General features: G+C 50.8%; 14 protein-coding genes. All 14 read left to right on the top strand.

The features are described from left to right. Window positions 1-6 precede the first annotated feature (6 nt). The 14 genes from FN082_RS01110 to FN082_RS01045 all read left to right on the top strand — a co-directional run bounded on the left by FN082_RS01110 (window position 7) and on the right by FN082_RS01045 (window position 13188). Window positions 7-1953, top strand: a complete 1947-nt coding sequence (locus tag FN082_RS01110) for a ClpP-like prohead protease/major capsid protein fusion protein (protein WP_235892112.1) — start codon at window positions 7-9, stop codon at window positions 1951-1953. A gap of 87 nt (window positions 1954-2040) precedes the next feature. Beyond that, the gene (locus FN082_RS01105; RefSeq protein ID WP_139537073.1) at window positions 2041-2367 is read left to right on the top strand and encodes a DUF2190 family protein; all 327 of its coding nucleotides are present in this window, start codon (window positions 2041-2043) and stop codon (window positions 2365-2367) included. After that, window positions 2360-2635, top strand: a complete 276-nt coding sequence (locus tag FN082_RS01100; RefSeq protein WP_139537074.1) for an ATP-binding protein — start codon at window positions 2360-2362, stop codon at window positions 2633-2635. The genes FN082_RS01105 and FN082_RS01100 overlap by 8 nt, the downstream gene beginning before the upstream one ends. Window positions 2636-2647: 12 nt before the next feature. Then, entirely contained in the window at window positions 2648-3199 is a 552-nt protein-coding gene (locus FN082_RS01095) for a phage tail protein (protein ID WP_139537075.1), read from the top strand. Continuing rightward, a complete protein-coding gene (gene gpU, locus FN082_RS01090; RefSeq protein ID WP_139537076.1) occupies window positions 3196-3612 on the top strand; it encodes a phage tail terminator protein in 417 nt (138 codons plus the stop codon). The genes FN082_RS01095 and gpU overlap by 4 nt, the downstream gene beginning before the upstream one ends. Before the next feature lie 57 nt (window positions 3613-3669). After that, window positions 3670-4374: an immunoglobulin domain-containing protein gene (locus FN082_RS01085; RefSeq protein WP_139537077.1), complete on the top strand. Its 705-nt coding sequence runs from the start codon at window positions 3670-3672 to the stop codon at window positions 4372-4374. Window positions 4375-4404: 30 nt separating this feature from the next. After that, entirely contained in the window at window positions 4405-4809 is a 405-nt protein-coding gene (locus FN082_RS01080; RefSeq protein WP_142980989.1) for a phage tail assembly chaperone, read from the top strand. 2 nt (window positions 4810-4811) lie between these two features. Continuing rightward, window positions 4812-5117, top strand: coding sequence for a phage tail assembly protein T (locus FN082_RS01075; RefSeq protein ID WP_142980988.1), 306 nt, complete (start codon window positions 4812-4814; stop codon window positions 5115-5117). Between the two features lie 50 nt (window positions 5118-5167). Next, complete coding sequence (locus tag FN082_RS01070; RefSeq protein ID WP_017145578.1) at window positions 5168-5353, top strand: YebO family protein; 186 nt, start codon at window positions 5168-5170, stop codon at window positions 5351-5353. Between the two features lie 41 nt (window positions 5354-5394). Next, window positions 5395-8751: a phage tail tape measure protein gene (locus FN082_RS01065; RefSeq protein WP_142980987.1), complete on the top strand. Its 3357-nt coding sequence runs from the start codon at window positions 5395-5397 to the stop codon at window positions 8749-8751. A gap of 21 nt (window positions 8752-8772) precedes the next feature. Then, window positions 8773-9246, top strand: coding sequence for a hypothetical protein (locus tag FN082_RS01060; protein ID WP_142980986.1), 474 nt, complete (start codon window positions 8773-8775; stop codon window positions 9244-9246). Further along, window positions 9233-9718 (top strand): DUF1833 family protein, encoded by a 486-nt coding sequence (locus FN082_RS01055; RefSeq protein ID WP_142980985.1) that lies wholly within the window; start codon window positions 9233-9235, stop codon window positions 9716-9718. The genes FN082_RS01060 and FN082_RS01055 overlap by 14 nt, the downstream gene beginning before the upstream one ends. Window positions 9719-9727: 9 nt before the next feature. Beyond that, window positions 9728-10108: a nitrite transporter gene (locus FN082_RS01050; protein ID WP_139537082.1), complete on the top strand. Its 381-nt coding sequence runs from the start codon at window positions 9728-9730 to the stop codon at window positions 10106-10108. Beyond that, complete coding sequence (locus FN082_RS01045) at window positions 10105-13188, top strand: host specificity factor TipJ family phage tail protein (protein WP_142980984.1); 3084 nt, start codon at window positions 10105-10107, stop codon at window positions 13186-13188. The genes FN082_RS01050 and FN082_RS01045 overlap by 4 nt, the downstream gene beginning before the upstream one ends. The last annotated feature ends 51 nt before the right edge of the window (window positions 13189-13239 follow it).

Here is a 13239-nt window from a genome sequence, read left to right as displayed (position 1 = left end):
TTTCGTATGCAGGCCAGCGCCGACAATCAGGCTGAAATATTCATTTACGACGAAATTGGTTACTGGGGGGTGACAGCCCGACAGTTTGTTAACGACCTGAAGGCGCTGGGCGATGTGACCCATATCAACCTTCATATCAACTCTCCCGGTGGCGACGTCTTTGATGGTATCGCCATTTTTAATGCTCTTAAACATCATGGCGCGTCAATCACCGTTCACATCGACGGTCTGGCCGCGTCTATGGCCTCGGTCATTGCCATGGTAGGTAACCCGGTCATCATGCCGGAAAATACCATGATGATGATCCATAAGCCCTGGGGCTTTGCTGGTGGTGATGCCAACGATATGCGTGACTACGCAGAACTTCTGGACAAGGTTGAGTCCGTTCTTATCCCCGCTTATGCAGAGAAAACCGGAAAATCTTCGGATGAAATAGCGGCAATGCTGGAAGACGAAACCTGGATGGACGGCAAAGAATGCGTCGCGATGGGTTTTGCCGACCAGACCACCCCTTCTCTTCAGGCGATGGCCTGTATCCAGTCTAAACGTATTGAGGACTTCGAAAAGATGCCAAAAAGTATGCGCAACATGTTAACGCCGCCACGAGCAACCACTCAGCGCGATCCGCAGCAACCTCAGGGGCAGCAGCCGACGGTCACTCAACCTTCCGGGGCAGACGAAAATACAATCCGCGCCCAGGTTATCGCAGAGCAAAAAGAGCGCGTTAATTGTATTAACAACCTCTTCGCGATGTTTGGTGGTAAGCATTCCGAACTTCAGGCGCAGTGTGTAGCCGATATGGATTGCTCTGTCGATCTGGCAAAAGACAAACTGCTGGCGCTGCTGGGGAAAGATGCTTCTCCATCGGCGAAAACCACGCCAGCGCACACCCACGCAGGTAACGGTAATTTTGTCGCCGATGGTATTCGCCAGGCATTGATGGCGCGCGCAGGATTTGAAGATCAGGAACGTGATAATGTCTACAACGGGATGACCCTGCGTGAATATGCTCGTATGGCGCTGACTGAGCGCGGTATTGGCGTATCCAGCTATAACCCGATGCAAATGGTAGGGCTGGCGCTGACGCACAGCACCTCTGATTTTGGCAATATCCTGCTTGATGTCGCCAATAAAGCAATTCTGCAAGGCTGGGATGAAGCGGCAGAAACCTTTGAACAGTGGACGAAGAAAGGCCAGCTTTCCGACTTTAAAACAGCGCATCGTGTGGGTATGGGGGGATTCCCTTCTCTGCGACAGGTTCGTGAAGGCGCTGAGTATAAGTATGTGACTACCAGCGATAAAGGTGAAACCATCGCGCTCGCCACCTACGGGGAAATTTTCTCTATCACTCGCCAGGCTATCATTAACGATGATCTGAACCAGCTCACCGATGTTCCGATGAAAATGGGCCGGGCCGCCAAGGCGACTATCGGCGACCTGGTTTACGCTGTTCTGACTAAAAACCCAAAACTCTCCGATGGTAAGGCGTTATTCCATGCCGATCACCGCAACCTTTCTTCCGGTGCGATTTCTGTCGGCAGCCTGGATGATGCGCGTAAGCTGATGCGCCTGCAGAAAGAAGGTGAGCGATCTCTGAACATCCGACCGGCATTTATGCTGGTGCCGGTTGCACTGGAGACGCTGGCCAACCAGACGATCAAGTCAGCGAGCGTCAAAGGGGCGGATATCAATGCCGGAATTATCAACCCGATCCAGAATTTTGCAGATGTGATTGCTGAAGCCCGTCTGGATGATGCTGATGCTAAAGCCTGGTATCTGATGGCAGCCAAAGGGACGGACACTATCGAAGTGGCGTACCTGAACGGCGTTGATACACCTTATATTGATCAGCAGGAAGGGTTTACCACCGACGGCATCGCCACCAAAGTTCGTATTGATGCTGGAGTGGCTCCACTTGACTATCGCGGTCTGGTTAAATCCAGTGGTCAATAGTTCTCAACTCTGAATCACAATATCAATGCCCGTCAGGGCTTTTTTTATAACTGAATTCAGCCCCGAACGGGGCTGAAAGGAGATGTTATGGCTAAGAATTACATTCAGGCAGGCGCAACTATCCCGCTCAAAAACGCCGGGAGTGAAGATGTTCTCAGCGGTGATCCGGTTGTTGTCGGCAGCATGATTGCTGTAGCGATTACCGATATCGCGGTGGGCGATGTGGGGGATGGTTTTGCCGAAGGGGTATTCCTGTTACCCAAGCTGCCTGCTGATGCCGTGACTGCGGGGACGAAAGTTTATCTTAAAGCCGGAAACGTTCAATTGGATGAAACCGATGCGGTACTGGCCGGGGTTGCCTGGGAAGATGCAGCTGCGGGGGCAACTGTTCTGGAAGTCAAAATTAATGTCTAACCCCTTCGAGCGAATAGCAGAGCGTATGGATGCGGCCACCGTCAGAAAAATGGGGAAAGCGGTCACTATCAATGGCGAGGGTTGCATCGCCATTGAAAGCCATCTTCTTGCTGAGATGGGGGCGGTTAATGGTGACGGTATCTCGCTGGTGGTTTTCACTTCAGGGTATACCCCGCGCAGAAATGATGTGGTCGAGTTTGAAGGCCGGGCATATCAGGTCACGCAGCATCGATTATTCAACAGAAAACCACAAATCTGGATTGAATAACGGAGGTGTTAAATGGTTGGCGAATTATCGATTGAGGGTCTTGACGAGTTGAGACGTCAGCTTAATGGCCTTAGCCGGACAGCCGTCCCACGCGCATCAGCTCAGGCGGTTAATCGTGTTGCAAGTCGGGCAGTAAGTCGTAGCACTGCCAGAGTGGCAAGTGCTACAAAAGTTCCGAGACGCCTGGTCCGCGGTCGCGTCAGACTGGTTAAAGCCAGTACGAACATGCCAACAGCAACACTAAAGGTCAGACGAAACAACCTGCCAGCCATCGCCCTTGGTAAAGCCAGTCTGCGAAAACCACGGGGTAAATCCAGTGCCGTGTTGAAGGTCGGCCCATTCACATTCCCGGGCGCATTCATCCAGCAGCTCGCCAACGGGCGCTGGCATGTACTTCGCAGAACAGCGAAAAGCCGTTACCCAATTGAGGTAGTGAAAATCCCGATGGCTATACCGCTGACGGAGGCATACACGGATGAAGTTAACAAACTGATGGAGACCGATATGCCAAAAGAACTCTCTGCGGCCCTGAACAATCAGATGAGGATCCTTTATTCACGATGAAAAATCATATTGAAATCCGTAAGGCTGCTCTGACGGCAATTAAAGAATCGCTTGCAGAGAGCGGCACTGCTGGTGTGGTTTTTTTTGATGGTCGCCCTGGTTTTATTGACGCAAGTGATTTACCCGCTGTTGCTGTGTATATATCCGATGCCGAAGTGGACGGGGAGGGCAGTACGTTCTGTGACGATACTTGGGCGGCGACTCTACATGTCGAAGTCTTTCTCAAGGCAAGCAGCCCGGATACCGATCTGGATAAATGGACTGAGCAGTTGTATCGGGCTGTTTCCGAATCGGAATCGCTTTCAGAACTGGTCATGACCTTCAGCCCGCAGGGCTACGATTATCAGCGCGATGAAGAAATGATGACGTGGGGATCGGCAGACCTTCGGATTGCCATAACCTACAGTATTTAACGTTTTAACTGAATCCCCCAACCCGCCGCTGGCGGGTTTCTTTTTTTGGAGACCGAAATGACAGCGCAAGTCGAACGCACTAAAAAAACGGTGGTAATGATTACCTCCCGACCCGTGACGGCGGAAGAGCTGGGCACGGCAATCTGGTTGAATCTCAGCTGCGCAATCAAACAGGCCAGCTTCACCGCAGGGCAGAAAAACGATATTGACGTGACCACGCTCTGCTCAGAGGAAACGGAGAATATCAACGGACTTTCGGCACCACATGAGATGTCAATGTCCGGTAACTTCTCACGCAATCCCGGACAGGATGCCCTGCGTGAAGCCTATGACAATGATGAAATTTATGGTTTCAAAATTGTATTCCCGTCCGGTAATGGCTTTCTGTTTCGGGCCGAGGTGCGTCAACACACCTGGGATGCGCAGGTCAACAGCGTCGTTGCTGCGACGTTCTCCCTGCGTCTGAAAGGCAAGCCAACCAATATTAATGCCCCGGGGATCCTGTCTTTCGCGGCAGACCTTCCCGCATCGCAGACAGTGGCGGCCGGAGGCACCCTGACCATGGGCGTGGTGGTTCAGGGCGGTACGGAGCCTTATACCTACGTCTGGAAAAAAGACGCAGTGGTTTTCAGTGGGCAAACAGGGGCAACATTCAGTCAGTCCGGAGTGGATTCAGGCGATGCCGGGGTTTATTCCTGCGTCGTCACCGATGCCGATGGCACTGTTATCACCTCTGCTGACCACACCGTCACCATTAATTAACGGAGCGCCGGGAGACCGGCGATACACTTAATGTCAAAACAGAATCTTAAAGCGCTGGCACTGGCCCCGATGGCGGGTTTTCGTAAAAAAGAAGTCACCGTTCCGGAGTGGGAAAACGCCAAAGTTATCATTCGTGAACCATCGGCTGAAGCCTGGATTCGCTGGCAGGGTATTGCCAGCCCGGAACAACCAAAACTACCGGAAGGGCAGGAAGCGGCAGAGGTGCCAGAACTGACCCCTTCAGAACGCGCGTTCCGCACGATGCGGGCAGATGTCACACTCTTCATTGATATTCTGCTGGATACCGACCTGCAGTACGTTTTCACCGTCGATGATACCGAGCAGGTTGAAGCGATTTACGGGCCCATCCATTCCCGGTTGTTGAAACAGTCGCTCGATCTTGTTCGTGACGCGGATGATGCCAAAGCAAAGTAAAAATGCCTGGCATGCAGTTCCTGATGGCGCTGGCGCTCCGGATGGGCCGCACGCTGGGCGAACTGCGACAAACCATGACGGTCGGAGAATTCAGGATGTGGGCTGAATACGACCGTATCAGCCCGATCGGTGATATCCGTGGCGATATTCTCAATGCTCAGCTGGTTTCAGCGATCTACGGGGCGCAGGGCGGTAAAGTCACCATTGAAGACGCACAGCTTCAGTGGAGCGCAGAAGAGGACGAGGCAAGCGACAGCGGCGATCCTTTTGCGGGATTAGAGGCCGCTTTGCTCGCGGCTTCTCAGTGACAATACATGCGTGACGGTTTAGGATATCGCCAAATACATGGGGAGGCGTTATGGAACCGTTATTCGTAGTCTTTGGTGTTTTTGGTTGGCTAATTAATATTATTATTGTTTTTTATTTGATTCGTTTTAGTGTAAGAGCTAATGATCAGGTAGCTGCCTTGCAGGAAATAAATAAAAAGCAAGATGCACAAATTGATTTGTTAATACAAATAGCCCATCAAAATAAAAACACTTAAACTAAAGCCCCGCAAACGCGGGGTGTTTTATTAGGTGATGTATGGCTACTCTCCGTGAGTTAATTATAAAAATATCTGCTAATTCTCAATCGTTTCAGACTGAAATATCTCGCGCCTCTAGAATGGGCAATGATTATTATAAGATAATGCAATCAGGTGGTCGCCAAGCAGCAGCGGCCTCAAGAGAAACAAAAAGAGCTATTTCTGAGTTAACAAATCAAATGAACTCGGCAAAATCATCTGCCATTGGAATGGCTGGGGCTTTTGCGGGCGCATTTGCTACCGGGCATTTGATAAACCTCGCCGATGAATGGAGTTCTGTTAATGCAAGGCTGAAACAAGCCTCGCAATCTACTGATGACTTCAAAGCGTCTCAAAATGCTTTAATGGAAATTAGTCAGAGGACAGGTACAGCTTTCTCTGATAACGCAGCTTTATTTTCGCGCTCAGCTGCATCTATGAGAGAATATGGGTATAGTTCGCAGGAAGTACTGAAAGTTACAGAAGCAATATCAACTGGATTAAAGCTATCTGGAGCAAGCTCATCCGAAGCAAGTTCAGTGATTACTCAATTTAGCCAAGCGCTAGCTCAAGGAGTTCTTCGTGGTGAGGAATTCAATTCTGTAAACGAAAATGGAGATCGAGTCATCCGTGCCTTGGCTTCCGGAATGGGAGTGGCAAGAAAAGACCTAAAGGCGATGGCTGATCAAGGGCTTTTAACTTCAGATAAGGTTGTTCCTGCGTTAGTTAGTCAATTAGGTACGCTCAGGAAAGAATATGAAGCAATGCCTCAAACGGTTTCGGCTGCTACGACTAAAATCGAGAATGCATTCTTGGCTTGGGTTGGCGGAGCTAATGAAGCTACCGGAGCTACAACCACTCTTGTGGGCGTTCTCAATTCTGTGGCGAATAACATTGACACGGTTGCAACAGCTGCTGGAGCATTGGCGGCAATTGGCGGGGCTAAGTATTTTGGGGGGATTGTAGGAAATATTGGCACTCAAACAGGGAATATTCTTGATGCTAGGAAGAATGAAATAGCTTTGGCTGCTGCGCGGTCACAATCGGCTACTCAATCTCAAAGAAAAGCTGTTGCTGATGCTATTGCAGCTGAAAGGGCTTATCAATTAGCACAAAGTGAATTAGAATTAGCCAAAAATACTAATACCGAAGCTACAGCAACTCAGAATGCAATTTCAAAGCGCCGTGCGATGATAACGGCTAATGCTGCTCTAGTACAATCAAATATAACCGTTAGGGCCTCTCAAGAGGCGCTTAATAAAACCACCTCTGCTTTAGGATTAGTAAAAAACGGGGCGGCCGGACTACTTTCTTTAGTCGGCGGTATTCCCGGTGTTTTGATGTTAGGTGCTGGAGCATGGTATACGATTTACCAACGTCAAGAGCAAGCTCGCGCATCGGCTGTGCAATATGCTGATACTTTGGATCAAGTAAGAGACAGTCTTAAATCTATGTCTCAGACACAAATATCAGCTAATTTGGGGCAAGCAAATCTCTCCATTGATGCTCAAGATTATAATATTGATAAACAGAAACAGAAGGTAGCGGAGCTTTCTAATCAACTTTATAACGCCAGACAGGCCGCTAAGGCAGCTACTGAAGGGACCTGGCTATATAACGATGCAACTGAAAAAGCAGGAATTTTTGCTTCTGAATTAGCCGTTGAAGAAGGCAAGCTTGAATTAATGCTCAAAAAACGCCAGCAGACGCAAGATTTAATTATTGATATTACAAATGCCGCAATTAGCAAGACAGTTGAAATGACAGGCGCTGTTAGTTCTCTGGCAGATATGTACGACAGGCTTAATAAAGTTACTCGGCAAGCTGTCTTAGCAACCCAGGCTTATCAAGGCCCTGTCCTGCCCGGACTTGATTCTAAGCAACAATCCGCAATGGATAGAGCAAAGCAGCAGGCAGAACTTGCTGGTTTGAGCGGAGTTGAGCGAGCAAGGCGACAGGCCCAATTTGAAGCTTCAGACTTAAATCTTCCGGCAGGACAATACGAGAAATATATAAATTATGCTGTTGATAGTGAGAGGAAGCTTCAGGAATTACGTGACTCCAATAAGAAAAGTCGAGGTAAAAGCCAGGAAGAAAAAACGGAAGATACATATACCCGCATTGTTAAACAACAAGAAGAACAGATTGCACTCGCCGGACAAAGCAATGAACTGGCAAAAATAAAATATCAGATAGTTCAGGGGGAGTTAGCCTCACTCGATCAAGCTAAAAAAGAAACCCTTCTGCATAACGCTGCGCTAATCGATCAGAAAAACATTGCTGAACAGTTAAAAACCTTCCGTGAGGGGCTGGCTGACAGTAATGCTGCTGCGCGTGACCGGGGGAATATTGATTTTCTTGGTGCGGGGATGGGGGATAAGGCCCGCGACCGCATGAAGGAAATGGCGGATATTCGCACTGACTTCCGTAAGCAACAGGATGAGCTTCAGCGTGACTTTAACAAGAAGCAAATTTCTGAGGACCTGTACAAACAGCAAACGGAAGCGCTTCAGGCGGCGCTTTCTGAGCGGCTCCAGATTCAGGAGGACTACTACAAGAAAACCGATGAACAGCAGTCAGACTGGCGGGCGGGGATCAGCGATTCACTGATGAACTACGCCGATCAGGCTGCTGACCTCAGTTCAATGGCTGCATCAGCGACCAGCGAGATTCTCAATAACACCACGAACTCCATTTCCAATAACCTGACCAGTGTTCTGACGGGTGCGACTTCGTTCAAGGAAGGGATGTCGAATATCTTCAGTTCTCTGGGTGAAACGGTGATTCAGACGTTGATCCAGATGGCAACGCAAGCGTTAATCACCAAAGCGATTATGGCGTCGTTCGGCGGTGGTGCTGGTGGGATGTTCGGTAGTCTTTTTGGTGGAGCAAGTGGAGCTGCAAGTAGTGGAACTGCATTGCAAAGTTTCGGATCGTCTTTTTCCTTCAACGCCCTCGGCGGTGTCTACGATTCCCCGTCGCTTTCTGCCTATAGCGGCGGCGTATACAGCACTCCGCAGTATTTTGCCTTTGCGAAAGGCGCGGGCGTGTTCGGTGAAGCTGGTCCGGAAGCAATTATGCCGCTTACCCGTGGTGCTGATGGTTCGCTGGGGGTTCGTGCGGTTGGACGTGAGTCACCAGCAGTCCAGGACGCAGCAAGGCAGCAGCAGGAAAGAAAATTACTTTCTATGGGAGACACCAACGTCAATTACTACCTGACGGGTAAACCTGATGATGTGATGATGCAGACAATGGATGCCCACGGTCGCCGCCTGGCTAAGCAGATAAAATCTGAACTGACGAGCGACATAAACAATCCCCAAAAGGCTTTCGGTAAAGCACTTTATTCCAACCTTCAGTCCAAAAAACCGCAATAGACCAGCCCGGAGGGAAAGTTAATGGCGGATATTATCTATCCGGATGAGTACCTGCCCATGCCACTTATGGACGGGTACGGTTTTAAGCCCACATCACCTTTACTGCGAACGGAAATGACATCCGGTCGCGCAAGGCAGCGGCGGCGATACACCTCAACACCCACCCAGGCATCAGTGAAATGGATTTTTCAGACTGATGCGCTGGCGCAGGTGTTTGAGGCTTTTTTCCGGGATGCACTGAAAGACGGTCAGTCCTGGTTTTATCTTAAACTCCAGACACCAATCGGAGTAAAGCCCTACAAGGCCAGATTTGTTGATATTTACGAAGGACCGACGCTGGTCGCACCAAAATACTGGCAGTACAGCGCAATGCTGGAATTGTGGGAGCGTCCGTTACCGCCTGCCGGGTGGGGCAATTATCCGGAATGGCTCGCTGGTCAGTCATTACTCGATATCGCACTGAATAAAGAGTGGCCAAAAAATGACGATTCTTGAGCGCCTTTATGCCAGCAGCGGCTCTGAAGTTATCCACGATACGCTGCAAATCACGGCCGGAGATGAGAAATACTGGATAACACGCGGATGGGATGATGTTACCGTCACGCTTGAAAATGGACAGGAGGCGACTTTCGAGGGATGCGCAGTTGAAATCGCATTACCAGCCAGAAATGCGGACGGCACCCAGGACCTGAAGTTTTCCCTCAGCAATATTGACGGCGTGGTATCCGGCGCGATTGACAAAATTCTGGATGAAATGAAATCGGCAACGCTGACTTATCGACGGTACATTTCCTCTGACCTTTCTGCGCCCGCTGCAGCACCCTATACGCTTGATGTGAAGTCGGGAAGCTGGACGGCCAGCGCGGTTCAACTGACAGCAGGGTATATGGATATCCTGAAAACAGCCTGGCCCCGCCTGCGCTTCAACCTGGCTGAGCACCCCGGACTCCGTTACATGTCCTCCTGAGGTTTCTCTATGTTCAATTCTGATAAATACCGTTCAGTCACCTGGCTGAAGGGCGGTCGCGTTTACCCTGAACTTGACTGTTTCGGCATTATTAATGAAATCCGCCGTGACCTTGTACTACCACCATGGCCGGATTTTGCCGGAGTGACAAAAGACGAAGGCGGTCTCGACAGGGAGGCCAGAAAGTTTATGAAATCGCTGAGTCGCTGCGAACCCTGCGTGGGCGCTGGCGTGGCATGTTATTCAGGCTCAACGGTGACACACGTCGGGATCGTCGTTCTGCTAGATGGTCAGTTGCAGGTTGCTGAGTGCAATCCCGGCGCTAACGTTACTTTTCTGCCGCTGGCGCGATTTATACGCCGCTTTAACCGTGTGGAGTTCTGGCAATGACCATCAGAATTTACCCCTCCCGGTTGCCCGGAGAACCGCTTGAAACACACGAACATGGCTATTTAACGATTCATCAATGGATGAAGAAAAACGTACCCAGTTACAGCCAGGATCGGAAACATCCTGTGGTCGTTGAGCTTAACGGGCAACCCGTCCCCCCGGAAGAATGGCCGCTTTGCCGTCTGAAACCCGACAGCGATATCAGAATGTACCCTGTTCCCTATGGTACAGGGCTGGAGATTGCCATGTGGGTGTCGGTTGCGGTATCCGTCGCCTCCGCAGCGTACTCACTGTTTTTCGGTCCTAAACTCGGGGTTAACAGTTTCTCATCCAGTACGGGACGCTCGCTGGACCTGAACCCAGCCAAAGCCAACACCGCGCGACTCGGCGACCCCATCCTGGAGGCTTTCGGAAAAAACCGGATTTACCCGGATTATCTGGTGCAGCCGGTGACCCGTTTCGATCCTGATGACCCGACCAGGATGACCGTCGAAATGTTCCTGTGCGTTGGCCAGGGTAGCTTTTCCTTTACTGGCGGTGATAAGCGCGTGGGCGAAACGCCAGTGTTATCACTCGGGGACGGTTTCAGCGATACCGTATATCCACCCGGAGCTGATGTTTCCGGTGACCGGCGCAGTGAAAACTGGTTCAACTCTACAGAGGTGGGAGGAACATCCAGCGGGGCCGGGTTAGATCTGGGCCAGACCTCCCCTGAGTCGGAAGATATCATCGCAGACAGCATGACAGTTTCCGGTATCGCCGTGACGTTCACAGGTCTCGACAGGGACGATGATGACGATGAGGATGCTGACGAGAATAAACTTCCTGATAGCTGGGTGGAGGGAACGATTGTCGAAATTAAAGCGCCGACAAACTACCTCATGTCCACGTCATCAGGTTACAGCGTATTTTCCAGCCCGATACTGACGGAAATCGCCCCGGACGTGGGTATGCCCGTGACGCTGAGTTTCAACGGGGTTGATTATGATCTGGTGATTGCATCCTACACGCCGGGTCAGGATGCGGTACCAGGTGAGGGTGGCAGTGCCGCCAGAGTTCAGTCCAGTGCAGCGCCGATCACCTACGATTTTTCAATGGACAGCACCACGTTTAAAGTGACCTGGCAGGGAGAGACGTATTCTGTTTCGCTGGTCACAAATTATGTGAACATGTCCGGCCTGCTGGCTGTGATTACTGAAGGGTTAACAGGATCGGGGCTTGTTGCGCAGGATAATGGCGGAACCGTAACGATTACGGAAGCCTCCAGCCCGTTCGTCGGTGGCGCAATTACCTCAACCTCACTTCCTGTCACTGTGTTCGGTGATGCACCGGCTTACACCAGTGGTTCAGCATCAAGTGGTGGCAGTGCTGCCGTAATCGCTAATGTTACGCTGGCTTATAACAGCGCGACGGGTACCGCATTTTCCGGGGTGCCTGATGGCACACAGCGTCTGACGCTGGCGCATCGCGGTAACGAGTATCAGGTTGTGACGACTGACGGTACGACCGCAACCCTTGCCCGTCTCATTAATGGTGTTGTTGATACCACCTGGCCTGGGTTTAACTCCCGCACGATGGTCGATTATGTTGTTACAGGCATAAACGATAACGATCGCTGGATGGGGCCATTCCTTGCGTGTCCGTCAAACGAGAAGATTGACATGTTCGAAGTGAATTTCTCATTCCCTAACGGCCTCTGTTGGTTTACCAAAAGTGGTAGCAAAGGCCCCCGGACGGTTTACTGGGAGATTCAGTATCGGGCATACGATTCAGGTGGATCATGGGTCACGCATAAGGGGAGCTACCGCCTGCTTAATATAAACGGTCTTGGATTCACTGAGCGGATCACGTTATCTGAGCCTTCACTTGTTGAGGTTCGCTGTCGGCGCACAAACGAACAGGGAGAGAATAACTGCCGGGATAATATGTACTGGCAGGCTTTAAGTGGCAGACTTCTGAACCGACCGACATCCTATGCAGGCGTTACCACCTGGGGAGTAACGGTCGAAACAGGTGGAAAACTGGCCGCACAGTCTGATCGCCGGGTGAATGTTGTGGCTACCAGAAACTACGATAGTGGCGGAGACAGAACCATCAGCGGCGCTTTCTTCCACCTTGCCCGCAGCCTTGGCTACAGCGACAGCCAGATCGACACAGACACCATCAACATGCTGGAGTCAACCTGGTGGACGCCGAGAGGGGAATATTTTGATTATCAGGCGGTCAGTGACAGCACCTCCGCGAAGGACATCTTTGACAAGATAACCGAAGCCGGGATGGGGTATTTTCTGCTTTCTGACGGGCTTTTGTCTGCGGGCCGGGAAGGTATCAAAAGCTGGTCTGGCATCATCACTCCACAGGATACCGTGGGGGATATGCAGACGAATTTCAGGGCGCGGACGGACGACGACTATGATGGCGTGGATGTGAAATACATCAACCCCATCAGATGGGCCGAAGAAACGGTGCAATGCCGAACCGATGACAACCCGGTACCCCGAAAAGTCGAATCATACACCCTTGACGCAGCAATGAGCGCGGATCGTGCGTACAGGATAGGAATGCGCAGGCTGATGAAATATCTGCATCAGCGCAAAACCTATGACTGTACAACAGAGTTGCTGGGCTGGTGCTATCAGTTTGGCGATCGCATCATTCTCGCTGACGATATTCTCACCGGGAAGACGATAAGCTGCCTGATTGAGGGAATGATATATGACGATGATGTTATTACGCTGAATGTTACTGAGCCTCTGGACTGGAGCTATGCTAACCCGCGCTGCTGGATTCAGTTTCAGGGAGGGCGGCCGTCAACTCGCTTGTTAACGCCGACACGTATCGATGACTTCACCCTTACTATACCGTACAACGACGATCTGCACCCGGAAGACTGGATAATGGATGATCCGGATGTTGAATTACCGCGCCTGTTGTTTTGTGACAGTGAGAAGGGGGCCCGGCACGGTATTGTTCAGGAAATAGTCCCGTCTGATGACTGCACATGTCAGGTCACCGCCCCGGAATATAAAGAAATTTTCTACAGCTACGACGACGCTATCTACCCCGGCGACGTCGCTTAATTCCCCATAAAAACCCCTTATTAACTTTTTTCGCTCAAACCCTCGTTTGGG

The organism is Klebsiella spallanzanii (assembly GCF_902158555.1).
Classification (GTDB): Bacteria; Pseudomonadota; Gammaproteobacteria; order Enterobacterales; family Enterobacteriaceae; genus Klebsiella; species Klebsiella spallanzanii.
This window is presented reverse-complemented; position numbering and strand designations above follow the sequence as displayed.